The sequence below is a fragment of the Rhodopseudomonas pseudopalustris genome (assembly GCF_900110435.1).
GTDB lineage: Bacteria > Pseudomonadota > Alphaproteobacteria > Rhizobiales > Xanthobacteraceae > Rhodopseudomonas > Rhodopseudomonas pseudopalustris.
This window is the reverse complement of record NZ_FODT01000009.1, coordinates 21004-47621: the sequence shown is the minus strand read 5'-3', so window position 1 is coordinate 47621 and position 26618 is coordinate 21004. Positions and strand designations below refer to the sequence as shown.

Below are 26618 nucleotides of genomic sequence, written 5' to 3'. Positions count from 1 at the left end.
GGTGCGGAAACGACTGCGCGAGGCAGTTTCCGTCAGACACTCAGGGGAGCTGTCACCGCTTCGCCAATTGCGGCAGCACGAAGGGGGCTCCTGTCGAGTCTCGGCTCACCGACAGCTCGACATCGAACACCCTGGCGAGCAGGTCTGGGCGGATCACGGCGGACGGCGTACCATCGGCGGTCAGCGCGCCTTGATGCATCATCAGGATGCGATCAGCGAAGCGGGCCGCCAGATTGAGGTCGTGCAGGATTGCGATCACCGTGGTGCCGTCTCGCGCGCAACGCCGCGCCATCTCCGCGAGATCGAGCTGGTGACGGATGTCCAAGCTCGACGTCGGCTCGTCGAGCAGCAATAGCCCCGGACCATAGGAGGCTTCGCCGCACCACAGTTGCAGCAGGACGCGCGCGAAATGCGTGCGCTGCTGTTCGCCGCCGGACAGGGTGGTGACGTCGCGATGGCGGAATGCTTCGAGCCGAACTTCGCGGATGGCGCGATCGAACAGCGGTGCAGCCTTGCGGCGATCGATGTCGGCGCCCATCCAGACGATCTCCTCGACCGAGAACGGAAAGCCGACATTGGTGTGCTGCGCCAGCACCGCACGCCGCCCGGCCAGTTCACGCGGCGAGTAGGTGGAAAGATCGCGGTTCGCCATCCGGACCGCGCCGGCCGTCGGCCGAACGTCACCGGACAACATCCGCAACAGTGTCGATTTTCCGGCGCCATTCGGGCCGACGATGGCAATCAGTTCACCGGGTTCGACGCGGAGGTCGACGCGCTCGACCAGCGCGACGCTACCGATCGCAAACGACGCGGCATTTGCCGTCAGTGCAGCGCTCATAGGCCGACCAGCTTGCGCTGCCGCAGCAGGATGGCGAGAAAGAACGGTGCGCCGATCGCGGCCGTGAGAATGCCGATCGGCATCTCGGCCGGCGCGACGATGGTACGCGCGACGGTGTCGGCGGCGACCAGCATCACGGCGCCGAGGCAGGCGGAGGCGGGCAGCAGCAGCCGATGCGACGGGCCGATCACCAGACGCAGCAGATGCGGCACCACGATCCCGACGAATCCGACGACGCCGCAGACCGAGACCGCGACGCCGGTCATCGCCGACACCAGCACGATCGATAGCAGCTTCATCCGCTCGACGTCGACGCCGGTGTGGAACGCCTCCGACTCGCCGAGCACCAAGAGATCGAGATGCCGCGCGACCTTGACGAAGACCAACAGCGCGATCAGCAGCACCAGCGCGGTCGACGACGCCTTGGCCCAGTTCGCGCCGCTGAGCGATCCCATCATCCAGAAGGTGATATCGCGCAACTGCCGGTCGTCGGCGAGGAACACCAGAACGCCGATCCCGGCATTGGCGATGGCGGCGATCGCGAGACCCGCCAGCAGGAACAATGCGATCGAGGTGTTGCCCGCGCGGCTGGCGATCCGGAACAGAATGATCGTGGTGACCAGCGAGCCGCCGAAGGCGGCGATCGGCAGCAGATGGTCCTGCAGGAAACGCAAGTTATGACCGAGCGTGTGATCGAGCAGCACGATCGACGCCGCGGCCGCGAGAGCGCCGCCGCTGGAGACGCCGACCAGCGCCGGATCGGCGAGCGGATTGCGGAACAGCCCCTGCATCAGCGCGCCCGACGCCGCCAGAAGGCTGCCGACGATCGCGGCGGTGAGGATGCGCGGCAGGCGGATCGACCACAGTACCAGCTGATCGCGCGCCGCCAGCGGCCCTGCGTCGGCATCGGGCAGCAGCCGTAGCGCGGCGGGCAGTCGCGAGAGCGGAATGCCCGCCGCGCCGACCGTCAGAGCGAGCGCAAGACAGATCGAGAGCAATGAGAGCAACACGGCGATGGTCACGCCGGACCGCGGCCGAAACGACCGTGCGACCCGCCTGCGTCCGATGTCCATGACGGTCATGAGCGGCAATCGGCGGACGCCGCCTTCGGTTTGAAATTGCCGGCTGGAGTTGCGAGCTGTGGATACAGCGTCGCCGCGACGTCGCGCGCAGCCGCCGGGGTGCGCGGCCCGAAGCCGAGCAGATAGAGGCCGTCCATCGCCACGAAGGAGCGGGTCTTGGCCGCCGGCGTCAGGGCAAAGCCCGGATGGGCGTAGAACGCATCGGCCTCGAACGTGTCCCGGCTGCGTTGGATCGTCAGCACGGCGTCCGGTTTCGCGGCGACGATCGCCTCGTCGTTGATCGACTTGTAACCCTCGTAGCTGTCGATGGCGTTGACGCCGCCGGACAGTTCGATGATCTCGTTGGCCGCGGTGTTGCGGCCGGCCGCCATCGCCTGGCCGTTGACCAGCGACATCACGAACATCACCCGCATCGGCCTGGTGATCCTTGCCCTGAGCTGCCTGAGCTGCTCGAAATCCTCCGCCACGGCGGTCGCAAGACATTTTGCGGCCGCGTCGGCGTTCATCACGTGGCCGATCAGACGGATCTTCTCCAGGAGTCCCTGCTCGGTGAAGTTCTCCGGGATCGACACCATCGGGATTTTCGCCGCCTCGATCGCCTGCATCGTCTGCTTCGGACCGGCGCTGTCCATCGCGAGGATCAGCGTCGGGTTCAATCCGATCACGCCTTCGGCAGAGAGCTGCCGCAGATAGCCGACATTCGGCTTGTCCTTGACGACGGCGAGCGGATAGGTGCTGGTCGAATCGACGCCGGCGATCCGTTGGTCGAGGCCGAGCGCAGCCAGCACTTCCGTGATCGCGCCGCCGATCGACACCGTGCGCGAGCTGTCGTTGATCACGACGTTCCGTCCATGCGCGTCGCGCACTGCGATGTCGCCGGCAAAGCCGGGGCTCGCTGTGAGAGCGGTCACCGCGAGTATCGAGACGATCGTGCGGCGCACGGGCTTTGAAAGAGCTGAGGCGATCATTTCGTCAGGATCAGCTTGTTCTGAGATGTCAGGCGCAACCGGTATCTGTCGCCGCCGTGGGCAATGACGATCTCTCGCCCCAGCGAAAACAGATCGCGACTCTCGACTTGATTGCCGATCACATGGATGGCGCGTGCGGTCGCTGAGTCCGCCGCTTCGTCAGCGGTGTCGTTGTTATCAGTGTATGCCGTCATTTTACCCGTCATGATCTTCGAACTGTTAGCTGACGTCGTTATAAGTGCTCCCGTCGGAATGTGTATTATAATCACTTTAAAGCGGGACGCTTCGGCTTGACGCGCGGCGGCCGTGGCGTCAGGTTCAGGTGACGGCGATCCGCGTCGCGGTCGTCATGTCCGTTTTCGCCAGCCAGCTCCCTGCATCTGCAGCGCCCGCCAGCCCATCACCGATAATCTGATTGGAATTCAGAATGGTCGTGCTGGTCAGTTACCTGCGCGCGCTGGCGCGCGCCCCGGTGTTGCGGCCGATGTCGATCGGCTGCGTCGCTTCCGAACGAGGGCGCTTCCGATGACGATGGCGAAGGCGAGGATGAGCGGCGGATCGGCGCATGGCGCGCACGACCATCATGGCGCGCAGGGGCGCCATCCGGCGCCGGCCGCGGCGGCGCGGGTCAGCGATTACTTCGTACGGATCGGTTGCGATCCGCTGACAGGGGCGTTCGAGAGGCGGTCGTTCTCGCCGCCGTGGCGCGGCAGCCGGCCGGTCGACACCGAGGATGTCGACGCAGTGTTCAAGAGGATCTTCGCGACACCGCGGCAGGAGACGGCCGTCGCCTACGTCCACGTGCCCTTTTGTCAGACGCGCTGCCTGTTCTGCGGCTTCTTCCAGAATGCCTGGCGTCCGGAGGCCGGGGCCGCTTATGTCGACGATCTGCTCGCCGAACTCGCGACCAGATCCACCACTGCGCTGGTGTCGTCGGCGCCGATCGACGCGGTCTATATCGGCGGCGGCACGCCATCGGCGCTCGCAGCAGACGATCTCGCACGTCTCGTCGAGGGCCTGCGGCATTATCTGCCGCTGACGAGCGATTGTGAGATCACGCTCGAAGGACGGGCGTTCGGATTCGATCTGGCGAAGGCTGTGAAGGTGGCGGATGCCGGCGTGACGCGGCTGTCGATCGGGGTGCAGACGTTCTCGACCGAGGTGCGGCGTCGGCTCGGCCGCAAGCTCTCCGGCCCGGAGGTGAAGTCGTTTCTGGCCGATCTGGTCGCGCTCGGCCGCACGGCGGTTGTCTGCGATCTGATCTATGGGCTGCCGGGGCACGACCGGGCGGAATGGTGTCGCGACATCGAGATCGTCGACCAGATCGGAATCGACGGCGTCACGCTCTATGCGCTCAACACGTTTCCCGGCGGGCCGTTGGCGAGCGCGATCGAGAAGGGCAAGCTGTCGCCGCCTGCGACACCTGGCGAACAGGCGCGCGCTTATGCTGATGCGGTAGAGCGACTCGCTGCGCTCGGCTGGCTGCAGGTGTCGCAGTCGCATCTGGTTCGCTCGGTGCGCGAGTTCAACCGCTACAACGCCGCGATCAAGCGCGGCGTCACGTGTCTGCCGTTCGGCGCCGGCGCCGGCGGCCAGGCGCACGGCTATCGCTGGCGCAACGTGATCGAGATCGCGCAACGTCGCGAGATGATCGCACAGCATCGCGAGCCGGTTGAAGCGCTGGCGCTGGTGCCGCCCGATCACGCCGCCCATGCGATGATTGCTGCAGGACTTGAAACCGGACGGCTCGACCTCGTCGCGATCGAGGCGCTGCGCCCCGGATTCCGCGTTGCGGTGGCGCCGCTGCTCGCGAACTGGGCGGCGGCCGGCCTCGGCGAGTTGAGCGGCGACGGCTTCAAACCCAATCATGCCGGTGCGTTCTGGATCGGCAATTTGACCAGCGGCCTGTCCGCTGGTTTGCAGTCCGCGACGCAGGCGGAATCAAACGCCTGCTGCGGTTCGGTGTGAGGTCGGCTATGCTGAGATCGCTCGCGCGGGCAGACCGCCTTTTGAATGTGGATGGGGCTGTATGAAGATTCTGGTATTCGGCGCGACCGGTCGGACCGGTCGGCATCTGGTGTCTCAGGCCGCGGCCATCGGCTGGAGCGTACACGCCGCCGGCCGCAACGGGGAACGCCTGCAGGACCTCGGCGACGCGGCGGCGATCTCCATTGTCGATCTCGCCGATGCTGATCAGGTCGCCGATGTCGTGACGCGCGTCGCGCCGGATGCGATCATTGCAACGGTCGGCGGCGCTCTGCCGGATGGGCAGCTGGTCGACGAATTCGGTAACAACGCGATTTCCGATGCCGCAGTGATCGGTGGCGTGCGGCGCCTGGTGCAGATTTCGTCGCTCGCCTGCGGCGACAGCCGGCCGTTCGCCTCCGAGCGGATCATCGCCGCGATCGGCCCGGTGCTCGAGGCCAAGACCCGCGCGGAGGATCATCTGCGCCGGCTCGATCTCGACTGGACCATCATTCGTCCCGGCGGGTTGACCGACGGCGAGGCGACCGGCGCCGGCGCGCTGTATGACGATCCCCGTGTGCATGGATGGATCGCCCGAATAGATCTCGCAGCGCTGGTGCTGCGTTCGGTCGCGGCCGCTGCTACGCACCGCCTAACACTGTCGGCCGTCAATCGGACGACGTTGCCGGCAGAGCCTTCCGATCTGCGTGAGTTCGCCCTGCCGCCGAGCGCTTGATCGTTGTTCATCATCAGCGCTGCGTCGTCGCGCTGGTGATCTGAGGCGCGTCTTCCTTACAATTACTTTAATCGGCGATCGCGCGACGTTGACCGCCTGTTTCCGTTCCGTTACCAAATCGCAATCCGTTGGCATTTGCCGACGGTCTCTGCCAGCCAGCTGCCCTCGGGCGAGCCCGCCAGCCGCAATCAACAAACTCGATCGGGGTTGTCATGGTGGGGCTGAACTCGCGCATCTGTGCGCTGTTGCTATCCGTATCCGTTATTGCGCTGGCGGCCACGCCGAGCGCGGCGCAAACCGCGGTGCTGTCGCCGCAATCCAAAAAGCAGAAGCCGGTCACGCGAGACCAAGTAGCAAAGCCGGCTCTACAGATGCCGGCGACTGACCCGCTAGACGCCTATGCGCAAGCTGGTCCATCGACCCAGTCGCTCGATGCGATCACCGTGGTCTCCACCAAAACCGAAGAGCGCGCGATCGACGCGCTTGCGCCGGCGAGCGCGATCACTGTCGACCAGATCCAGCGGCTTCAGCCGAACCGGCTGCAGGACATCTTCGTCGCCACGCCGGGCGTATCGTTCCAGGATCGCGGCGACGATCCGTCGACCGCGATCAACATCCGCGGTCTGCAGGATTTCGGCCGGGTCGGCGTCGTGGTCGACGGTGCGCGGCAGAACTATCAGCGCTCCGGCCACAATGCGCAGGGCTCGTTCTTCCTCGATCCTGAAATGATCGGCGGCGTCGATGTCGTGCGCGGTCCGAGCGCCAACATCTACGGCTCGGGCGCGATCGGTGGCGTGGTCTCGTTTCGGACCAAGGACATTGACGACGTATTGCGGGCCGGTGAACGCTGGGGCGTCGACATGACGGGCTCCTATGGCAGCAACAATTCCCGTGGGCTCGGCTCGGTGTTCGGCGGCATCCGGGTCGATCCGACCGTCGACGTGTTCGGCGGCGCGCTGTACCGCACGCAGGGCAACTACAAGGACGGCGCCGGCACCGAGATCGGCAATACCGGCAACGACCTCGCCGGCGGGTTGCTCAAGCTCACGGTGCGGCCGGCCGAGGGCCACGAGGTCAAGATAGGCGGCCTGTTCCAAGACTACAATTACAACATCGGCCAGTTCAACCGCGGACCGGTGCTGACCGCGGCGCAGCGCGCACTTTACCAAGGCTCGTCGGTCTACGACTCCAACGTGCGGAATTCGACCGGAACGTTGAGCTGGAAGTACTCACGGCCGGACGACATGCTGTTCGACTGGAACATCAGCCTGTACGGCAACCGCACCGACAACGACCAGACCAAGACCTATCACAATTCCACCAGCGGTTCGGCCTATTGCGGCGCCGGAAACTACGGCAACAACATCTCGGGTTGCATCGGCGACAAGCGCGGCTACCGGCTCGATACGATCGGCATCGACGCCAACAACACCACGCGGTTCGACTACGGCGACTGGCGCACCGCGGTGACCTACGGCTTCGACGCCTTCAACGACAAGGTCACGACCGCGGATTCGCGGGGCAACTCCAACATCACGACCCCGAGCGGCGAGCGCACGGTGTCCGGCGGATTCGTCCAACTCAAGAACAATTATGCGAGCTGGCTCGAGGTGATCGGCGCGGCGCGGTTCGATCATTACGAACTCAATTCGCAGACCAACTCCGCGAGCGGTAGCCGGCTGTCGCCCAAGATCACGCTCGGCGTTACCCCGCTGGCGGGCCTCACGCCCTATCTCAGCTATGCCGAAGGCTACCGCGCGCCGTCGATCACCGAGACGCTGATCGCGGGCTCGCACGCCACCGGCGGCGGGCCGGCGCTGTTCGCCTGTGCGGACGGCGCGACCGGTCTGTTCTGCCTGATCCCGAACACCGGGCTGCGGCCCGAAGTCGGCAAGAACAAGGAAGTCGGCATCAACCTCAAATACAACGACGTGTTCATCGCGGGTGACAGCTTCCGGGGCAAGATCAACGCCTTCCGCAATGATATCGACAACTACATCGACCTGGTCGGGTCGCCGCCGCAGGCGTCGCGGCTGGGGGCTGCTTACGGCCTCTATAGCAAGAATTACCAGTACCAGAATATCCCGCACGCGCGGATCGACGGCGTCGAACTCGAGACGTCCTACGATGCCGGGCTATGGTTCGTCGGCGTCAGCGCTTCTGCGCTGCGCGGCACCAACCCCGATACCGGAATCGGTCTCGCCGCGGTTCCGTCGCGAAAGGTCGTCACCTCGGGCGGCGTCCGCTTGCTCGACCGTCAATTGACGATCGCGGCGCAATGGGCATCTTATGCGGGCAACTCCAATCTTCCGACCGGCTATCTGCCGGCGACATCCTATGATCTGGTGAATCTCAACGTGTCGTACCGGCCGACGTCGGACGTCACCGTGAACTTCTCGATCGATAATCTGCTGAACAATTACTATCGTCCCTATGCGATCCCGGGATCGTCGTCGGACGGAACCACGCAGAACGACGTTCTGTTCAGCAGTCCCGGGCCGGGCATCGTGTACAAGGGCGGGATCAAGGTGCACTTCGGAGGTGCATAGCAATCCGCCGCGAGCCGGGGCGTCGGCAACGGCGCCGCGGGTGGCGGCCTATCAGGTAAACAAAGGCAAGGGAGATGAAATGTTCATAGCTATGAATCGGTTTCAGGTGAAGCGTGGCGCAGAGGCGTCGTTCGAGGCGATCTGGAGCGCGCGGGAGTCCTATCTTGGCGAGATGAAAGGGTTCATCGAGTTTCATCTGCTCAAGGGACCGGTGAGCGACGACCACACGCTGTATTCGACCCACACGACCTGGGCCGACAAGGCGGCGTTCGAGGCCTGGACCACGTCGGAGCAATTCCGCCGATCGCACGCGCGCGCCGGCAATGACACCGGGCAGAGCCTGTATCTCGGCCATCCCCGCTTCGAAGGATTTGAAGTCCTTCGCACCGAACGCAAGTCCGAAGCGGCCGCCTGAGCGGCAATGGAGTGAGGTTGATGGTGACGTCCGAGTTGAAGTTGAAGCCCGCCGATCTTCGGGCCCAGATGGCCGAGAACCCGGCCGCGGTGATCGAGGACGTCGCGCGGCAATGGAGTGTGTCGCCGCGCGACGTGATCGAGGCGCTGCCGCCGGGGATGGTGCGGCTCGGTCCCGGTGACGCCTTCGTCCCGGCGATGAACGACATCGCGACCTGGGGCGAGGTGACGCTGATCGTGCACACCGAGGACGCCATCTTCGAATTCACCGGAGAGGTGCCGGCCGGCGAGATCGGTCGCGGTTACTTCAATCTGATCCAGCCCAAGGGGCTGCACGGCCATCTGAAGCACGACAATTGTGCCGCTGTGGCTTTCGTCGAGCGGCCGTTCATGGGCAAGGCCAGCGCGTTCGTGGCGTTCCTCAACCGCAATGGCGGCATCATGTTCAAGGTGTTCGTCGGCCGCGATTCCAATCGCCAGTTGCGCGCCGACCAGATGGTGCGGTTCAACTCGCTCGCCCGCCGGTTCAGTGGGGAACCCGTTGACTAGGCCTCGCCAAAACGGCGTCACGCGTGGCGCGCTCGCCGCCGCGTGGCTGGCTGCTGCCTCGCTGCTATCGACGAATGCCGCCATCGCGGCGAGCGCGGACATGGCGGCGCTGCCGCGCGACCTGTCGCCCTGGGGCATGTTCGTCAACGCCGACATGGTGGTCAGAACCGTGATGATCGGTCTGGCGCTTGCGTCGCTCGCCGCCTGGACGGTGTGGCTGGCGAAATCGATCGAACTGCGCCGCAACGTCACGTTGGCGCGGCGCGGGCTCGACCTGCTCGACAATGGCGCCACGCTGGCGCAGGTCGAAGCGGAATGCGGCGAGGATAGCGACACCGTCGCGCAGATGATCCGCTCGGTGGCGCGCGAGGCGAGCCTGTCCGGCGGGATTCAGGACGATGGCTTCGCCGATCGCGTCAGCTTGCGGCTGGAGCGCGTCGAAGCCGCCGCGGTGCGCCGGGCCGCGATCGGCACCGGCCTGCTCGCGAGCATCGGCGCAGTGGCGCCGTTTGTCGGGCTGTTCGGCACGGTGTGGGGCATCATGAACGCCTTCATCGGCATCTCGAAAGCCAACACCACCAATCTCGCCGTGGTCGCGCCGGGCATCGCCGAGGCGCTGCTGGCGACCGCGCTCGGTCTGGTCGCAGCAATCCCGGCGGTGGTGATCTACAATCATCTGTCGCGGCGGATCGGATCCTATCGGGCGCTGCTCGGCGACGCATCCGCGCAATTGCTGCTGCTGATCGGCCGTGAGGCGGCCCGCCAGCGCTGCGGCCGGCGCGCGGCGTGAGATAAGGCCATGGCGGTGAAGCTCGGCGCAAAGCGGGCAGGCGGCGACGACGATCTCGCCGAGACGCACGAAATCAACGTGACGCCGTTCATCGACGTGATGCTGGTGCTGCTGATCATCTTCATGGTGGCCGCGCCGCTCGCCACCGTCGATCTCGGCGTCGATCTGCCGACCAGTACGGCCGAGCCGCAGGCCCGCCCGGACAAGCCGATCTTCATTTCGCTGAAACCCGATCTGTCGCTGGCGCTCGGCGAACAGGTGATCGCGCGCGAGGCGGTCGGCGCGGCGCTCGACGCAGCGACAAGCGGCAACAAGGACGAGCGGATATTTCTGCGTGCCGACAAGGCGGTGAGCTACGGTGAATTGATGGCGGTGATGAATCTGCTGCGCGACGCCGGCTATCTCAAGGTGGCGCTGGTCGGGCTCGACGGCAGGAGTGCGCCATGAACGCCTGGTCGCTGCATGGCCGTTCCGAGCGCGGCGCTGCGTCGCGTTGGCTGCTGTCGGCGGCGGTGATCGTCGGCGTCCACGCCGCGGCAATCGCGGCGGCGCTGGCTTACTACGCGCAGACACCGCCGCCGGGCGAGACAATGCCGACGATCATGATCGACATGGCCCCCGCCACTGCGGCGCCGCAGCCGAGCCGGTTCGATCTGCCGTCCGGCCCCGAGATGCAGGAGGCGGAGACGCCGGATGCCGAGCCCGAGCCTCGGGAAAGCGCCGCCGCGCCGCCTGAGATCGCGGCAACGCCGCTGCAGCCTGCACCGCAGGCGCCGATACCGCCCGAATCCAAGTCGAGCTCGGACGCCGACAAAGCCGAACCGACGCAGGCAAAGGCCGAGCCGGTGCGGGCAAAGCCGGTCAAGCGCCAAGTCGCCAAGCTGCATCCGTCGGATACGCCGCCGGCGCCGCGAAGCAGCGCGCCCCAGCGCGCCGAACGCCGCGCCATGACCGAGACGGCAGCACTCGCCGGCGCTGACGCAGCCGCTGCGCTACCGACCTATCGGCAACGCGTCGCCGCGCATCTGCAGCGGTTCAAGCGTTACCCGGCGAATGCGCGCGCCGCCGGCGAGCAGGGCACCGCGACGCTGGCCTTCACCGTCGGACGATCCGGGCAGCTGCTCGGCGCGCGGCTGGTGCGATCGTCCGGAGACGCCGGGCTCGACGCCGAGACATTGTCGATGGTTCGCCGCTCAGAGCCGCTGCCGCCGTTCCCGCCTGAGTTGCCGCAGGCCACTCTCAGCTTCAGCGTACCGGTGAACTACTTTGTGCGGCAGTAGCCGTGAACGTTGAACTCCGGCCGGAAGCGGGCGTTTTCGATCAGGAGGAACTCCGCTGCTTGATCGTCGAGCCGAGCGCCAGCGCTTTTGCCAAGGTCGCGGCCGTGGCCCGCAGTGCAGCCAGTCTTGTGGACAACTGCTTGTTCATGATGCGCTCCAGCGGGCCTGTCATGCCGACCGAATGAAGCACCGCTCCGTTCGGCAGCCTCACCGGCACGGCGATCGCGGCGAGTCCTTCGTCGATCTCCCCGATACAAGTCGCGTAGCCGTTGGTCCTGACCTTGGCGAACTCCTGCTCGATCCATTTCCTGCTGGTGTGTGAATTGATCGTGGGCTTTGGCAATTCGTGCGAGAGCGCTTCCGCGATCAACGCCTTGCTCTGGAACGCCATGATCGCCTTGCCAGTGGCGGCGGCATTGACCGGCATTTCGATGCCCGGCTGCACATAGCCGCGCCATCTGACATCCGGCGAGTAGGAGAGGGCGACGACCACGCGGGATCCGATCAGCCGTGCGAGATAGCAGGTTTCCGTCGAAGCCTCCGTCAGCGCGCGTAGATGCGGCCCGGCGAGCGAGGCGTACCAGCCGTCGTCGGCTCCGGCATGCAGCAGTCGCGTCAAGCGTTCGCCGACGTAATAGCTGCGGCCCGCATCGCCTTCGACCGCAAGCCCCGCGCGCACCAGCCCCTTGAGAAGCCTGTGCGCCGTCGTCTTCGGCAGATCGAGAATGGACGACACGTCAGCCAGCGTGATCGCGCCGGAAAACGCCGCGATCACCTCCAGGACGTCGATATAGCGTGCGAGCGGACCGGGCGAGGCATCATCTGTGGACATCGGGCTGACCAATTGCTGGGCGGGGGTGCGCCGATTTGTTCGGCTTGACTCTTGGTATCGTCGCCGATTACCGTTTCAGTAATCGGAATAATGTTCCGAAAAACGGAATGGCTTGTCAAGAGGCCTCGGATCGCCGGGGCCGGGAACACGCAATTTCTCTGGAGGAGGCGCAACGTGGGTATCACACGGAAAGAGTTTCTGAGTTCGATGGTGGCGGCGACGGTGTTGTCGTTCGTCGGAGCGGCGAATGCGCAGCAGGCGGGACCGATTCTGATCGGCGCGACAGTCCCGATCACGGGGCCGCTGTCGTTGACCGGCAAGCAATATCAGAACTCCCTGGCGATGGCCGAAGAGGACATCAACAAGGCAGGGGGCATCAACGGCCGCCAGATCAAGGTCGTGTTCGAGGACACGCAGGCGTCCAACGGCACTGCCGTCAACGCCTTCGTGAAGCTCGCCCAGGAAACCAAGCCGGCGTTCTTCTTCCTGTCGAGCTATTCGACGCAGAATCTCGCGGTCGCGCCTGAATTGAAGAAGATCGGGGTCCCGGCGATGTATGCGGGCGGCGCCGACGCGGTGGCCGATGGCGGCAACGAATGGATGTTCCGTATCCGGCCGGCCGACAGTGTCTCGGCCGCGGGGATGGTGAGAGCTGCGGTCGACGTCATCAAGGCGAAGAAGCCGGGCATTCTCTACATTCAGAACGATTTCGGGCAGGGCGGTGCGCAGACGGCTGCCAAACGCTTCGAGGCTGCGGGCATTCCGGTTGTCGGCATGGAGGCCTATGGCCAGAACGACAAGGACTTCTCGGCACAATTGCTCAGCCTGCGCAGCAAGGGCGCCGACACCATCCTGATCTTCAACTATCCGCAGGACGGCGCGCTGGTGCTGCGCCAGGCCAAGCTGCTCGGCTTCAAGATGCCATTGGTCACATCGTCGGCCGCGCTGGTGCCGGCCGCGATGCAATTGCTGTCGCCCGCCGATCTCGAGGGCGTCTGGGGTGTCGTCGATACGTTCATGGACGCCACCGCCGGCGACCGCATGAAGGACTATGTCGAGCGCTTCAAGGCGAAGTTTGGAATCGATCCGGATCCCTATGGCCTTGCTTACTACGACGGCGCATTTCTGATGGCCGACGGCATGCGCAAAGTCGGCACCGATCCGAAGGCGCTGCGCGAGTGGCTCGCCGCTGTGAAGGATTGGCAGGGAGTTGGCCACGTCTACAGCTACGACGCCAAGGGCAACGGGGTGCGCGATCTCGCCGTGGTGAAGGCCAAGGCGGGCAGCAAGACCCTCGAGCTGGTGCAGCGCGTCAACCTCGACTGATCCATCGACCGAATTGGCCTCGCGACCGGCTCGACCGGTCGCGAGGAGGAAAGAGAGCGGCATCATGGCGGACTTCGTCCAGCTACTTGTCAACGGACTGGCGATCGGAAGCGTTTACGCGCTGGCTGCGATCGGATTCGTGATCGTCTATTCGGCGACCGGTGTGGTGAATTTCGCGGCTGGTCAGTTCGTGATGTTCGGAACGTTCGCCGGCGTTGCGACCCTTCTGAATGCGCAGCTGCCCTGGCCATTCGCCTATAGCGCGGCGCTCCTCATCATGGCGCTGTTCGGAGCGCTGTTTTTCTGTGCCGTCTATCTGCCGCTGCGGCGCGGATCCGTCGTCACGATCATCATTGGCACCGTCGCCATCAGCATTACCATGCAGAACGCAGCGCTGCTGTCGTTCGGCTCATGGCCGTTCCGGCTCCCGTCGCCGGTGGAAGACAGCGCGGTGACTCTGGGCGGCGCGATCATCTCGACCCATGCGCTCGGCGTCGTCGGCGTGACCGCCATCATGGTGGGCGGCCTCTGGCTGTTGTTCAATCGCACCTCCGTCGGCGTCGGCATGCGCGCGGTCGCGCAGGATTTGCAGGCCGCCAAACTGATGGGTCTCAAGGTCAACCGACTGCTGGCCCTGTCATGGGTGCTCGCCGCCGTTCTCGCCGGCGTGGCGGGCCTGATGCTGGGACCGATGTGGTTCGCCGACGTCAATATGGGTGATCCGATCGCGTTGAAGGCGTTCGCCGCGACGATCATCGGTGGTTTCGGCAGTCTGCCGGGCGCGATCGTCGGCGGTCTGTTCGTCGGCCTCAGCGAGGTGCTCGGCGCGTCCTATGTGTCGTCCGCCTATAAGGACCTGATCTCGTTCGGCATCATGATCGTCTTCTTGCTGGTGCGTCCGCAGGGCGTTTTCGGCGAAAAGATCCAGGACCGGGGTTGATCCGATGGCGATACGCAATGCGCTTTCGATCGCCGCGGCGATCCTCGTCATCGGCGGCCTGCTGTCGGCGGTTCTGCCTGAATACTATCTACGGCTGTTGAATCTGTCGGCGATCTCCGCGGTGGCCGTGATCGGTCTGAATTTCGCGTTCGGCTATGCCGGCCTGATCTCGCTCGGCCACGCGGCTTTTGTCGGGGTGGGGGCTTATGGACTGGCAATTCTGACGGTGACCAGCGGCTGGTCGCCCTGGCTCGCGGCGCCTGCTGCGATCGCCGCCACTGCGGTGCTGGCAGCGCTGATCGGCTATCCGCTGCTGCGCCTGCGCGGCCACTATCTTGCGCTGGCGACGCTGGGTCTCAACGTGTCGTTCTACATCGTGACGTCGAACTGGATCGACCTGACCGGCGGCACCAATGGCATCGCGCGGATCCCGGAACTCACCATCGGCACGCTAGCCGTCGCCGGCGAGCACCGTTTTCTGTGGTTGGCGCTGGTGGTTCTCGCGATCGTCGCTGCGCTCGCCGCCATCCTGCACGGCTCCCGTCATGGCCGCGAGATGATGGCCGTGCGCGATGACGAGATCGCGTCCGAGATGATCGGCATCGATACCACGCGGGTGAAGATCACGGCCTTCGTGCTGTCGGCGGTCTGCGCCGCCATCGCCGGCTGTCTGTTCGCGCTGCATGTCCGCTTCGTGGCACCGGAGGACTTCACCTATGCGCATTCCATCACCTATCTGGCGATGCTCATCGTCGGCGGGGAGAGCACCATCGTCGGTGCGATCCTCGGCGCGATCCTGCTCACCTTCCTGCCGGAATGGCTGCGCTTCCTCGGCACCGCCTATCTGTTCTTCTTCGGATTGCTGATGCTCTGCATCCTTGTCTTCCTGCCGACCGGGCTGGTCGGTCTCGGCCAGCGTTTGCGCCGGTCACGCAAGCCGTCATCCGCTGCGTCCGTCCGCGTTCCGGAGGCGAAGCCATGACCGTTCTGGAAGCGCGCAATATTCACAAGCGCTATGGCGGTCTCGCGGCATTGACGGATGTCGATCTGACCGTGTCGAAGGGACAGTTCGTCGCCGTGATCGGGCCGAACGGCGCCGGCAAATCGACGCTGTTGAATGTGCTGACCGGTCTTGCGATGCCCGATGAAGGGCAGGTCGTGCTGGGCGGCCGGGCGATCACCCGAATGGCCACCAACCGGCGCATCCGTGCCGGTCTTGGCCGCACCTTCCAGCACGGCCGGGTGTTTCCACGGCTGAACGTGCTGGAGAACGTCATGACCGGCGCCGCTATCCGCGGCGATCTCAGCGAAGCCGCTCTGCGCGAAGTTTCGATGGAGGTGATCGCCCAGATGGGACTCGCCGAGGACGCGGATGAGGCGATCGGTTCACTGTCTTATGGCCGCCGCCGCATGGTGGAGCTCGCGCGGGCGCTGGCCTGCCGGCCGCAGGTCCTGCTGTTGGACGAGCCGGCCGCAGGTCTGAATTCCGGAGAGGTCGATCAACTGGTCGATCGGCTGACGGAGCTACGCGCCAGGCACGGGCTCGCCATCGTGCTGATCGAGCACAATATGGGCATGGTCATGCGCCTCGCCGAGCGGATCTTCGTGCTCAATTTCGGCTGCAAGATCGCGGAAGGCACGCCGGCGGAGATACAGGCCGATCCTGCCGTGCTGTCGGCCTATCTTGGCGAAGGTTATGTCCATGCTGACGTGTAACGATCTCGTCGTCGCTCATGGCGACATCCTGGCGTTGCAGGGCGTTACGCTGAAAGTCGCTACCGGCGAGACCGTCGCGCTGATCGGCGCCAATGGCGCCGGGAAGACGACGCTGCTGCACACGATCTCCGGGCTCAATCGCGCGTCGTCCGGCGACATTCAACTCGAGGGCGTGTCGATCTCGGAGTGGTCGACCGACCGGCGCGTCGCCAAGGGCATCTCGCAGGCGCCGGAGGGGCGGCGCATTTTCCCCGGTCTGACGGTCGAAGAGAATCTGTCACTGGCCTCGGTGAGCTGGCGGCGTTGGGGCGAGTCCATCGCGGCCGATCTCGATCGTACGTTCGAACTGTTTCCTCGCCTCAAGGAGCGTCGCAAACAGCTCGGATGGTCGCTATCCGGCGGCGAACAGCAGATGCTCGCGATCGGGCGCGCGCTGATGGCGCGGCCGAAGCTTTTGTTGCTCGACGAGCCTTCGCTCGGTCTGGCGCCGCGGCTCGCCGAAGAGGTTTATGAACGCGTCAAGCTGATCAGCGAGAGCGGCCTGACCATTCTCGTCGTCGAACAGAATACCGTCTTGGCGCTGTCGGTCGCCGATCGTGCCTACGTGCTGGAAACCGGGCGCATCGTGCTCGAGGGGCCGGCCAGCGAACTCAAGCACAATGCGCGCGTGCGCGAAGCCTATCTGGGCCGTTGAAACCGGAGTCACGAGGTAGCATGTATCCTGACAATCACGCGAAGTCCCGCGATCTGTACCAGCGTGCGATGCACAGCCTGCCGGGTGGCAATACGCGCACCACCGTGTTCATGAAGCCGTTTCCGATCTATGCGGCGTCGGGCGCCGGCTGCCGCGTCAGGGATCTCGACGGCAACGAATATATCGACTGCATCAACAACTTCACCTCGCTGATCCACGGCCATTCGCATCCCGTGCTGATCGAGGCCGCGACCAGGCAGCTCGCGCTGGGTTCAGCCTTCGGTATGCCCACGGAATCCGAGGTCGATCTCGCCGAACTACTCGCGGCGCGACTGCCTTCTGTCGACCAGGTTCGCTTCGCCAATTCCGGCACCGAGGCCGTGATGATGGCGCTGAAGGCGGCGCGTGCATACACCGGGCGCCCGAAGATCGCGAAATGCGAGGGCGCCTATCACGGCTCCTACGACTATGCCGAAGTCAGCCTCGATCCGACGCCTGCGGCCTGGGGCGGCAACGCGCCGGTCTCCGTCGCTTACGCCAAGGGGACGCCGGAGAACGTGCTCGCCGATGTCGTGACCATTCCGTTCAACGACATCGAAGCAGCCGTGAGCCTGATCCGCGAACACGGTCCGGAGCTCGCCTGCGTTCTGGTCGATCCGATGCCGAACCGGGCAGGGCTCGTTCCCGCCGACAAGGCCTATTTGGAAGCTCTGCGTCAGGTGACGCGTGAAGTCGGAGCGCTGCTGATCTTCGACGAGGTCATCACCTTCCGGCTGGGTTATCACGGCGCACAGGGCCTTTGGGGGATCTCGCCGGATCTCACCACGCTCGGCAAGATCATCGGCGGTGGCTTCCCGGTCGGCGCTATCGCGGGCGGCAAAGAGTTCATGGCGGTGTTCGATCCGTCGTCCGGCAAGCCGGCGCTGCCCCATGGCGGCACGTTCTCGGCCAATCCCGTCACCATGCGCGCCGGCCTCGCTGCGATGGAGTTGCTCGACGCCGCCGCCTTCGCGCGGCTCGATACGATCGGCCAGGCGGTGCGTGACGGCATCGACGCGGCGTTCCGCAACACCGGCGTGCCCGGCGGTACGGTCGGTCTCGGCTCGCTGCTGAAGATTCATTTCACCGATCGCAAGATCCGCGATTATCGCACGGCCTATCTGAACGAGGTCGAGACGAAGCGGCAGACCGCGTTCAATGCCGGGCTACTCAATCACGGAGTTTTCGCGGCAAACTACGGTTTGTTGGCGCTGTCGACGCCGATGACCGATGCCGACGTCGAGACGATCGTGAAGGCCGCAGCGGCGGCGCTGGAACAGGTCGCAGCGCTCGGCTGATCGTACGGCCTTTCCGTTCTCAACGCTCCGACCGGCGTCGCGATGACGCCGGACCGGACTCCTCATTCTTGCAGGCAGGCTCGCAATGACCCTGAAGATCGATCCTATCACCCGCTCCGTCGTGCAGCATCGATTGAGCTCGATCGTGAACGAAATGGGCGAAGCGATGTTGCGCACGTCGTATTCGCAGATCCTGAATTCGAGCCGCGATTTCTCGCTCGGCATCTGCGACGTCGACGGGCGCCTGATCGCGCAGGCCGATCATATCCCGGTGCATGTCGGCGCGCTGTCCTGGGCGACGCTCGCTGTTGAAGAGCGCTTCAAGGACATCAAGCCGGGCGACGTGGTCCTGCTCAACGATCCTTATCACGGCGGCAGCCATCTGCCCGATCTCACGGCATTTGTCCCGGTGTTCGACGGCGACCGGCGGCTCTACTGGACCATCGTGCGGGCGCACCAGAGCGATATCGGCGGCGCCACCCATGGCGCGTACAATCCCGCGGCGACGGATATCTGGCAGGAGGGTCTGCGGGTGCCGCCGATCCGACTCTACGAAGCCGGAAAGCTGCGCGACGATCTGCTCGACATGCTGGCGCTGAACGTGCGGAACCCGCGGGATTTTCGCGGCGATCTCGCGGCGATGGTCGGCGCGGCGCATCTCGGCGAACGCCGCGTGCGCCGCCTGTTCGGGGAGTTCGGCGGAGAGACCGTGGAGGCGGCGGTCGAGACCATTCTCGATGCGGCCGAACAGCAGACGCGGGCGGTGCTGTCGACCTGGAAGGACGGCGTGTTCTACGGCGAAGCGTTTCTCGACGACGACGGCCACGGCCGCACCGACATCAAGATCGCCGCGAAGGTTACGAAGAAGGGGACCGACATCGAAATCGACCTGTCGGATTCGGACCCGCAGACCACAAGTTTCGTGAACTCCTCGCACGCGAATATGCAGGCCGCCGTCGTGATGGCGTTCGCGTATCTGATCGATGCCGATATTCCGAAGAATGCCGGCGCGCTGCGCCCCCTCAAGGTCGTGGCGAAGCAGGGCACCATCGTCTGGGCCGATCCCGGCCTGCCGGTGACGATGTGCACCAGCCATCCCTCCAACGAGATCGTCGAGGCCATCGTCAAGGCGTTGTCGGCGTCCTGTCCGGACCGCGCCATGGCCGGCTGGAGCCGTCGCTTTCGGATCGCCATTCAGGGCGAAGATCCGCGCAACGGCCGCAGCTTCATCTGGCACATGTTCCAGGCGCGGCCCGGTGGTGGCGCATCGTCGGGCGGCGATGGCTGGTCGTCGATCGGTGAGTGGCACACGGTCGGCGGCATCAAATTCGGCAGCATCGAGGTCGCCGAAGTACGCTTTCCGCTGCACTTCCGCCATCACGAATTCCGCGCCGATTCCGGAGGCGAGGGCAAGCATCGCGGCGGCCTCGGCGTCTCGCTCGATCTCGTGATGGAGACGGCGAAGCCGGCGCGCGCTAACACCGCTGGCGAGGGCACACGGCACGGCGCTTGCGGCATGTTGGGCGGCAGCGACGGCAAGCCGCATCACTACACGTTGATCTCAAAAGGCCGCGCGCCGCGCGTGCTGCGCACCAAGGAGGTCGGCATCGAGGTGTTGCCCGGCGACTGCTTTGAAATCCGTTCCAGCGGCGGCGGCGGCTGGGGGCCGCCGAAGCAGCGCTCGCAGCAGGCGCGATCGCGCGATGTGGCGCAAGGCCTGACGACAACCGACGCAACGACCGAGTGAGTATCCTGAAGATGTTTACGATTGGAATCGATGTCGGCGGCACCTACACCGACCTGGTCGCGATCGATCGCGAAGGCAAGACCGTGTTCGCGAAGTCGCCGTCCACGCCGTCGGATCAGTCGATCGGCGTGATGACGGGGCTCGACGAGCTGGCGCGCCGGCTCGGCCTGTCGCGCGCGGAGATGCTCGGCCAGACCGATCGCCTGGTGCATGGCACGACGGTTGCCACCAACGCGCTGCTCGAGCGAAAGGGCGCAAAGGTCGCCTTGCTGACGACGCAGGGACATCGCGACATTCTCGAAATGCGCGAGGGCCTGAAGGGCGATCGCTACAATCTACGGACGGCGCCGCCGGAGCCGCTGGTGCCGCGCGAATTGCGCTTCGGCGTGCGCGAACGCGTCAAGCCGGATGGATCGGTGCTGGTCCCGCTCGACCAGGACTCGCTCGGCGAGGCGATCGCCGCGGTCCGCGCATCAGGCGTGACGTCGGTGGCGGTTTGCTTCCTTCATGCCTACCGCAATCCCGCTCATGAGATCGCAGCGGCGGAACGGTTGCGGCGCGAGTTGCCGGAGGTCGGCGTCTCGCGGTCGAGCGACGTGCTGCCGCAGATCAAGGAATACGAGCGCATCTCGACGACCATCGTCAACGCCTATGTCGAGCCGGCGGTGCGGCGCTATCTCACCAATCTGGAGGCGCGGCTGAAGCAGGCCGGCCTCGCCAGCGGTCTGTTCATCATCCTGTCCCATGGCGGCATGGCCCCGGTCGAGGAAGCCGCGCGTCTCGCGGCCGGTACGGTGCTGTCCGGTCCCGCCGGTGGCATTTCGGGCTGCCGCCGCTGCGCCGACCTGCTCGGGATTCCGGATCTCGTTGCGTTCGACATGGGCGGCACCAGCACTGATATTTCGCTGATCACCGATGGTCGGGCTTCGCTTTCGGCCGATGGCGGGCTTGCCGATCAACGGATCGCGTTGCGCAGTCTCGACATCACCAGCATCGCCGCAGGCGGCGGCTCGATTGCGGCGATCGATGCGGGCGGCACCTTCCGGGTCGGCCCGGAAAGCGCGGGCTCCGTGCCTGGACCGGCTTGCTATGGCAATGGCGGAACCGAGGCGACGGTGACGGACGCCAATGTCATTCTCGGCTACCTCGACGCGGCTGCGTTCATGGGCGGCAAGCGGCCGCTGGATCGTGCGGCGTCCGAGGCGGCCGTCGACCGGCTGGCCCGTTCGCTCGACCTGTCGCGCGATGAGGCGGCCGCCGGCATCTATCGCATGGTCAATCTGCGGATGGCCGACGGCATCCGGCTGATGACCCTGCGCCGCGGCGTCGATCCGCGCCGCTACGCGCTCCTGAGCTTCGGCGGGGCCGCCGGTCTTCATGCGGCAGAGGTGGCGCGCGAGCTGGAGATCAAGCGCATCATCGTGCCGACCGCCGCATCGGTGCTGTCGGCCTGGGGGATGCTGACGAGCGACCTGCGTTACGAGGTCAGCAGCACGCATTACAGCGCGGGCCAGCGCATCACGCCGGCGGAAGTGCGGGCGATCTTCTCCGATCTCGAACAGCAGGCGACCGGGCGGCTGACATCCTGGTTCGGCGGCGAGGTCGCGATCGAGCGCTCCGCCGAGATGCGCTATGGCGAGCAGATCTTCGAGATCGACGTTGCGCTGAACGATCTCGACTGGACGTCGGACGACATCGTCGATCGTATCGAGGAGTTGTTCCATCGCCGGCACGAAGAGCTCTACACCTATGCGTCGCCGGATCAGGAAGTCGTCTTCGTCAATGCCCGCGTCGCCGCGATCGGCGTGATTCCGCAAGGCGCCGATGTTGCCCGCGACGACGCTGTCGCAACCGCCTGTGCGCCATCAGGCAAACGCAAGGCGTTTTTCGGGGCATGGCGGGACGTGCCGGTCTATGCGGCGGACAGGCTGAAGCCGGGTCATGTCATCCCAGGGCCCGCGATCGTCGAGGCGGAAACCACGACAGTTGTGGTCAATGACGGCGATCGGATCGCGGTCAACGATCTGGGCTGGCTCGATATCGCGTTGGCGTAGCGGGGCGGACTGGTTCGGGGCGCCGCACGTGCGATCTGTTTCCGGCGCGAAGATGATCACCGACGGCGACGCCGGTGGTCAGCGATTGATACTCGATTTGTTCGGTCAGTTTGAGGTCATCATCCGATTCAATCCGGAGACATCCATCGCGCAAGGCGTACGGTCGTCGCTGTTGATCGACGCCTTGCCCCAGGTGTTTCGCTCGTGACCGAGGTCGCTCCGCACAGGAAAGCTAACCGCCGAGACCTATTGTTCGCGACTACAGGATGCCGAGCGATTGCGGGCGCTCTGAAAAGTAGTTCGCCATTTTCGAGACAACGCTGAATCTGTCCGGTCCGGCGTTCCGGTCGAATCCGCGACATGCAGCCCGTCGTTTTCATTGAACGGTGATCGCCTGTTCCGGGGATGGCGCCGTCGCCGTCGTCGAGACTCCGTCGCCTGATCTTCCTTTTCAGCAGCCATTCGATTGCTCAGGCAAGGCGGCGTCCATTCAATGACGACCGCAAGACGGCTCGTCGCCAGGGTACGCTCGCAAGCAATGGTCGTTGATGCTGCTCGCCATGAAGCCGGCCGCCGAATGAAATTGCGCGAGCGGCCGTTCGGCAAGGCCAGCGATATCGCCGCCTCATCGAGCTGACCTCCTGGTCGCCGGCTTGCGTGCTTGGGCAATCCCCGAGATCCGAGGCGACGGTCGGGCATCCGAATGGGTGAAGATGTCACCCGAAGTGATGGATATCGCTTCAGCGATCATTTCCGCGCGCAGAAGGACGATGCAGAGCCGACAGAAACGATCGGCGCAAACGACACGTACTGCCCAGAAAGGCAACGTCCATGTCAGGTATCGTTCTCTCCAATGCGGTCCGCCAGAATCTTTCCTCGCTGCAGGCCACCGCGGACTTGCTCGCCACCACCCAGAGCCGGCTGTCGTCCGGCAAGAAGGTGAACTCGGCGCTCGATAATCCCACCAACTTCTTTACCGCAGCTTCGCTCGATTCGCGCTCCAGCGACATCAACAACCTGCTCGACGGCATCGGCAACGGCATTCAGATCATTCAGGCCGCCAACACCGGCATCAGCTCGCTGACCAAGCTGGTGGACAGCGCCAAGTCGATCGCCAACCAGGCGCTGCAGTCGGTCGCCGGCTACAGCAGCAAATCGAGCGTCACGACCACGATCGCCGGCGCCACCGCGGACGATCTGCGCGGCACCTCGACCTATTCCAACGGCCTCGCGCAAAGCATCGGTCTGCAGGACGGCCAGGGCACGCCCGGCGTTGTCGACGGTGATACCCTGCTCGGCGGCGTCGCTGCGACCAAGACCGGCGGAACCGTCGGTGGGAGTGGCATCACCGCAGGCACCGCGCTGAGCGCGCTGGGCGCGAACAAGCCGGTGGCCGGCGACACCATGACGGTGAACGGTCGCACCATCACCTTCGCAAGCGGCGGCGCTCCGGACAAGGCCACCCTGCCGACCGGCTCGGGTGTCGAAGGTCAGCTCGTCACCGACGGCAAGGGCAACTCCACGGTCTTTCTGGACAGCGGTACTGTTCAGGACGTGATGAACGCGATCGACCTCGCCAGCGGCGTTCAGAAAGTGACGATCACCGGTGGCGACGCTACGCTGGCGCCCAGTTCTGGTACTGCCGCTGCAGTCACATCGAACGCGCTTGTGCTGTCGACCTCGACGGGTTCGGATCTGTCGATCTCCGGCAACAACACGCTGTTGTCGGCGTTCGGCTTGAATTCGGGCGCCACCGGGGCCGGTACCTTCAAGGCCGAACGCACTGCCAGCCCGGCTGCAGGCGACGGCGTCAGCCGCGCCAACATGATCCAGGCCGACTCGACGCTCAGCATCAACGGCAAGACCATCACCTTCAAGGATGCCGCGATCCCTGCAAACGCTGACTATGGCTTCGGCAAGGTCGGCAGCCAGAACATCATCACCGACGGCAACGGCAACTCCACTGTCTATCTGCAGGGCGGCACGATCAAGGACGTGCTCACCGCGGTCGACATCGCGAGCGGCGCGCAGACCGCGCCGGTCAGCAACGGCGCAGCCTCCCTCGCTGTGACAGCGGGCAGCGAAGCCTCCAAGGTGCTCAGCGGCGGTCAGTTGCAGATCAGCTCCGGTCTGGCCGGCGATCTGAAGATCAGCGGCACCGGCAATGCGCTGTCGGCGCTGGGCCTCGCCGGCAATCAGGGAACCGCGACCAGCTTCTCGGTCGCGCGGACCGCCACTGCCGGCGGAATCACCGGCAAGACGTTGTCGTTCGAAGCCTTTAATGGCGGCACCGCGGTCAACGTGACCGTCGGCGACGGCACCAACGGCACCGTGAAGTCGCTGGCCGACTTGAACTCGGCGCTGTCGGTCAACAATCTGGCGGCGTCGATCGACACCACCGGCAAGCTGACCATCTCGGCGTCCAACGACTATGCCTCCTCGACGATCGGCTCGACCGAATCGGGCGGCAAGATCGGCGGCACCGCGGCGTCGCTGTTCTCGACGGCTTCGGCTCCTGTTGCCGACGTCAACGCCCAGAACACCCGCGCCAATCTGGTGACGCAGTACAACAACATCATTCAGCAGATCAAAACCACTGCTCAGGATGCGTCGTTCAACGGCGTCAACCTGCTCGGCGGCGACACGCTGAAGCTGGTGTTCAACGAAACCGGCAAGTCCACCCTGAGCATTCAGGGCGTCACCTTCGACCCGGCCGGCCTCGGCCTGTCGAGCCTGAAGTCGGGCAAGAACTTCATCGACAATGCGAACACCAACAAGGTGCTGTCGTCGCTGAACACCGCGTCGAGCACGCTGCGTTCGCAGGCCTCGGCGTTGGGCTCGAACCTGTCGATCGTGCAGACCCGTCAGGACTTCTCGAAGAACCTGATCAACGTGCTGCAGACCGGCTCGTCCAACCTTACGCTGGCCGACACCAACGAGGAAGCGGCCAACAGCCAGGCGCTGTCGACCCGCCAGTCGATCGCGGTGTCCGCGCTGTCGCTGGCCAACTCGTCGCAGCAGAGTGTGCTGCAGCTACTGCGTTAACGACCTCGAACGGGTCGGCGGCGGCATGGACGCCGCCGCCGACTCGCCGCACTGAGACAAGGAGATGAGACAATGACGGCCACCGAGATGCTTCAAACTGGCGCTGCTGCGAAGAAGCGTCCAACTCGGGGGGCGTCGTCTGGCCTGAAAGTCACGCTGAAGCCGTTCGAACGGATCGAGATCGGCCCGCTGACGCTGATCAACGGCTGGACCGAATCGTCGACGTTCTCAATTGAGGGCCTCGCGCCGGTGCTGCGCCAGGCCAACTTCATGCCCGAAGATCGCGCCGACACCAGTCTGCGGCAGGTCTATTTGTGCTTGCAGAGACTGTATCTGCGACGCGACGGCACCAGCATCGAACAATACAGCGTGAAGGCTGAGCAACTCCTCCAGGAGATGCCCGCCGCCGCCGAGACAATCCGCAAGGCAGGCGAGGCCATCGCCGAAGGCCGACTCTACGCGGCGCTGAAAGCCTATCGCGATCTGCTCGATACGACCGAGCCCGACAAGGCATGGTCGGCAACAGCCACAGAATCAGCTCCGCTGAAGCAGGGCCATTCGCAAAAGCCGCTATCGGTTGAATTCGTGCGTGATCGCCGGCGCTATCGCGCTGCCAGCGCGAGCGCGTCAGCTGGCTAGTTGCGTGAATCGTCATCGCCAAAATTGGGGATGACGACTCTCTTCGGCCAAACTTACTGTCTAGTAGAATTACGAGTCCCGCCACGCATCGCTCTGTCCGTTGCAGGGACACATCGCGAGTCAGTCAAGCGTGCTTGCCCGTATCAAACTGTCGGAGATCATCAAAGGGGTCGGGATCAGTGCCGTCGTCGTTGACCGATCCGGCAAGATTCTCGAGGTCAGCGAGGGATGGACCGGTCTCGGTTCGGCAAGAACGGCGATCAAGCTCGGCAAGAGCTATTTCGAAACCTGCATTCGACCGGACCGGCATTCGCTTGATCTGTTGCGCGGCTTCAAGAATCTCGCCGAGAACAGCATCGATTTCTTCGCAACGGTGAGTTGGCGGGAGGAAGCTGGCGAGCGGAAGCACTTCTTGATCGCCGCGATGCCGCGAACCGACGCGTCAGGCACGATCCTCGTGTTGCACATCGATCTTTCGGTGCTGCTCGGGGGGCGGCAGGAGCTCTCCGCGCTGATGATCGGGCAGGGCGCCGCTGCTGCGGCTCAAGCAGAAACTGCGTTGCTGGGAGTCGTCCGCGGAGCGATCGTCGATGCCCTCGCGGCATCGCAGGCGCGGCCTTCAAATTTGCCGATGCCCCGACATCGGCCTGAGGATCCAGCCCTCGACGAACTGACGCGCCCCCAAATCGAACTGCTGTCGTATCTGGCGAACGGGATGAGCAACCGGCAGATCGCCAAGGAACGGGGCATGAGCATCAACACCGTCAAATCCCAAGTTGCGACCGTCATTCAAAAGCTGAACGTGACCAATCGAACGCAGGCCGCACTTTTCGCGGTTCGCAACAGCGCCGCTTTGGGATTGCAGGTTCACGCATAGGCCGAATTGCGCGCAACCCAGCTATGCAGCCATCAACAGGCGGCCGCGCGATTCAGCGATTATTCAAGCGCGCCGCTTGCGTCAGTCGACCCGACTCCGGGAAAGGACAGATGCGATCCGCGCAATAGAGCTGTTTTGTCGCGCCATCTCGTATTTGGTTTGTGCTAGTGAGCCTTTGATTGCAGGTTGTCCTGCCCCACATTCGAGACTGAATTTCGGTGTCGAGAATGCTGCGATGAA

General features: G+C 64.8%; 25 protein-coding genes. 20 read left to right on the top strand and 5 right to left on the bottom strand.

The annotated features are described in order from the left end of the window. Positions 1 to 52: 52 nt before the first annotated feature. The 4 genes from BMY71_RS17410 to hemP are packed head-to-tail and all read right to left on the bottom strand — an operon-like array spanning position 53 to position 3082. Positions 53 to 838 (bottom strand): heme ABC transporter ATP-binding protein, encoded by a 786-nt coding sequence (locus BMY71_RS17410; protein WP_092685415.1) that lies wholly within the window; start codon positions 836 to 838, stop codon positions 53 to 55. Continuing rightward, on the bottom strand, positions 835 to 1920 hold the full coding sequence (locus BMY71_RS17405; protein WP_092685413.1) for a FecCD family ABC transporter permease: 1086 nt from the start codon (positions 1918 to 1920) through the stop codon (positions 835 to 837). The genes BMY71_RS17410 and BMY71_RS17405 overlap by 4 nt, the downstream gene beginning before the upstream one ends. Continuing rightward, entirely contained in the window at positions 1917 to 2888 is a 972-nt protein-coding gene (locus BMY71_RS17400; protein WP_092685411.1) for a heme/hemin ABC transporter substrate-binding protein, read from the bottom strand. Before BMY71_RS17400 ends, BMY71_RS17405 begins: the two co-directional genes overlap by 4 nt. After that, complete coding sequence (hemP, locus tag BMY71_RS17395; protein ID WP_244526102.1) at positions 2885 to 3082, bottom strand: hemin uptake protein HemP; 198 nt, start codon at positions 3080 to 3082, stop codon at positions 2885 to 2887. The genes BMY71_RS17400 and hemP overlap by 4 nt, the downstream gene beginning before the upstream one ends. A gap of 331 nt (positions 3083 to 3413) precedes the next feature. Here hemP and hutW point away from each other — a divergent pair, with 331 nt between their 5' ends. The 8 genes from hutW to BMY71_RS17355 all read left to right on the top strand — a co-directional run bounded on the left by hutW (position 3414) and on the right by BMY71_RS17355 (position 11171). Further along, entirely contained in the window at positions 3414 to 4856 is a 1443-nt protein-coding gene (gene hutW, locus BMY71_RS17390) for a heme anaerobic degradation radical SAM methyltransferase ChuW/HutW (RefSeq protein ID WP_092685407.1), read from the top strand. A 61-nt stretch (positions 4857 to 4917) separates the two neighbouring features. Next, positions 4918 to 5589, top strand: a complete 672-nt coding sequence (locus BMY71_RS17385; protein WP_092685406.1) for an SDR family oxidoreductase — start codon at positions 4918 to 4920, stop codon at positions 5587 to 5589. Positions 5590 to 5801: 212 nt separating this feature from the next. Beyond that, a complete protein-coding gene (locus BMY71_RS17380; protein ID WP_092685404.1) occupies positions 5802 to 8138 on the top strand; it encodes a TonB-dependent hemoglobin/transferrin/lactoferrin family receptor in 2337 nt (778 codons plus the stop codon). Between the two features lie 79 nt (positions 8139 to 8217). Continuing rightward, positions 8218 to 8553: a heme-degrading protein HmuQ gene (hmuQ, locus tag BMY71_RS17375; protein ID WP_092685593.1), complete on the top strand. Its 336-nt coding sequence runs from the start codon at positions 8218 to 8220 to the stop codon at positions 8551 to 8553. A 20-nt stretch (positions 8554 to 8573) separates the two neighbouring features. Next, complete coding sequence (gene hutX, locus BMY71_RS17370) at positions 8574 to 9101, top strand: heme utilization cystosolic carrier protein HutX (protein WP_092685402.1); 528 nt, start codon at positions 8574 to 8576, stop codon at positions 9099 to 9101. Further along, the gene (exbB, locus tag BMY71_RS17365; RefSeq protein ID WP_092685400.1) at positions 9094 to 9891 is read left to right on the top strand and encodes a tonB-system energizer ExbB; all 798 of its coding nucleotides are present in this window, start codon (positions 9094 to 9096) and stop codon (positions 9889 to 9891) included. Before hutX ends, exbB begins: the two co-directional genes overlap by 8 nt. Positions 9892 to 9900: 9 nt before the next feature. Then, entirely contained in the window at positions 9901 to 10338 is a 438-nt protein-coding gene (gene exbD, locus BMY71_RS17360; RefSeq protein ID WP_092685398.1) for a TonB system transport protein ExbD, read from the top strand. Beyond that, positions 10335 to 11171: a TonB family protein gene (locus BMY71_RS17355; protein WP_092685396.1), complete on the top strand. Its 837-nt coding sequence runs from the start codon at positions 10335 to 10337 to the stop codon at positions 11169 to 11171. Before exbD ends, BMY71_RS17355 begins: the two co-directional genes overlap by 4 nt. A gap of 40 nt (positions 11172 to 11211) precedes the next feature. Here the strand turns inward: BMY71_RS17355 and BMY71_RS17350 are convergent, their stop codons facing one another. Further along, the gene (locus tag BMY71_RS17350; RefSeq protein WP_092685394.1) at positions 11212 to 12003 is read right to left on the bottom strand and encodes an IclR family transcriptional regulator; all 792 of its coding nucleotides are present in this window, start codon (positions 12001 to 12003) and stop codon (positions 11212 to 11214) included. A gap of 174 nt (positions 12004 to 12177) precedes the next feature. Between BMY71_RS17350 and BMY71_RS17345 the strand changes: the two genes are divergently transcribed. The 12 genes from BMY71_RS17345 to BMY71_RS17295 all read left to right on the top strand — a co-directional run bounded on the left by BMY71_RS17345 (position 12178) and on the right by BMY71_RS17295 (position 26378). Then, the gene (locus tag BMY71_RS17345; protein ID WP_175557704.1) at positions 12178 to 13329 is read left to right on the top strand and encodes an ABC transporter substrate-binding protein; all 1152 of its coding nucleotides are present in this window, start codon (positions 12178 to 12180) and stop codon (positions 13327 to 13329) included. Positions 13330 to 13393: 64 nt separating this feature from the next. Continuing rightward, positions 13394 to 14269 carry a branched-chain amino acid ABC transporter permease gene (locus BMY71_RS17340; protein ID WP_092685390.1) on the top strand — a complete coding sequence of 292 codons (876 nt, stop codon included), beginning with the start codon at positions 13394 to 13396 and terminating at the stop codon, positions 14267 to 14269. Positions 14270 to 14273: 4 nt separating this feature from the next. Beyond that, a complete protein-coding gene (locus BMY71_RS17335; RefSeq protein ID WP_092685388.1) occupies positions 14274 to 15251 on the top strand; it encodes a branched-chain amino acid ABC transporter permease in 978 nt (325 codons plus the stop codon). After that, positions 15248 to 15985 carry an ABC transporter ATP-binding protein gene (locus tag BMY71_RS17330; RefSeq protein ID WP_092685386.1) on the top strand — a complete coding sequence of 246 codons (738 nt, stop codon included), beginning with the start codon at positions 15248 to 15250 and terminating at the stop codon, positions 15983 to 15985. Before BMY71_RS17335 ends, BMY71_RS17330 begins: the two co-directional genes overlap by 4 nt. Further along, the gene (locus BMY71_RS17325; protein WP_011502779.1) at positions 15972 to 16679 is read left to right on the top strand and encodes an ABC transporter ATP-binding protein; all 708 of its coding nucleotides are present in this window, start codon (positions 15972 to 15974) and stop codon (positions 16677 to 16679) included. Before BMY71_RS17330 ends, BMY71_RS17325 begins: the two co-directional genes overlap by 14 nt. A 20-nt stretch (positions 16680 to 16699) precedes the next feature. Further along, positions 16700 to 18016: an aspartate aminotransferase family protein gene (locus BMY71_RS17320; protein ID WP_092685384.1), complete on the top strand. Its 1317-nt coding sequence runs from the start codon at positions 16700 to 16702 to the stop codon at positions 18014 to 18016. 85 nt (positions 18017 to 18101) lie between these two features. Continuing rightward, positions 18102 to 19763 carry a hydantoinase B/oxoprolinase family protein gene (locus BMY71_RS17315; protein ID WP_092685382.1) on the top strand — a complete coding sequence of 554 codons (1662 nt, stop codon included), beginning with the start codon at positions 18102 to 18104 and terminating at the stop codon, positions 19761 to 19763. A gap of 11 nt (positions 19764 to 19774) precedes the next feature. Further along, complete coding sequence (locus BMY71_RS17310) at positions 19775 to 21817, top strand: hydantoinase/oxoprolinase family protein (RefSeq protein ID WP_092685591.1); 2043 nt, start codon at positions 19775 to 19777, stop codon at positions 21815 to 21817. Between the two features lie 52 nt (positions 21818 to 21869). Continuing rightward, complete coding sequence (locus BMY71_RS24975) at positions 21870 to 22025, top strand: hypothetical protein (RefSeq protein ID WP_175557703.1); 156 nt, start codon at positions 21870 to 21872, stop codon at positions 22023 to 22025. A 623-nt stretch (positions 22026 to 22648) separates the two neighbouring features. Next, positions 22649 to 24862 (top strand): DUF1522 domain-containing protein, encoded by a 2214-nt coding sequence (locus BMY71_RS17305; RefSeq protein ID WP_092685380.1) that lies wholly within the window; start codon positions 22649 to 22651, stop codon positions 24860 to 24862. A gap of 72 nt (positions 24863 to 24934) precedes the next feature. Then, the gene (locus BMY71_RS17300) at positions 24935 to 25501 is read left to right on the top strand and encodes a flagellar biosynthesis repressor FlbT (protein WP_244526092.1); all 567 of its coding nucleotides are present in this window, start codon (positions 24935 to 24937) and stop codon (positions 25499 to 25501) included. A gap of 130 nt (positions 25502 to 25631) precedes the next feature. Further along, a complete protein-coding gene (locus tag BMY71_RS17295; RefSeq protein ID WP_011502786.1) occupies positions 25632 to 26378 on the top strand; it encodes a helix-turn-helix transcriptional regulator in 747 nt (248 codons plus the stop codon). Positions 26379 to 26618: the final 240 nt, after the last annotated feature.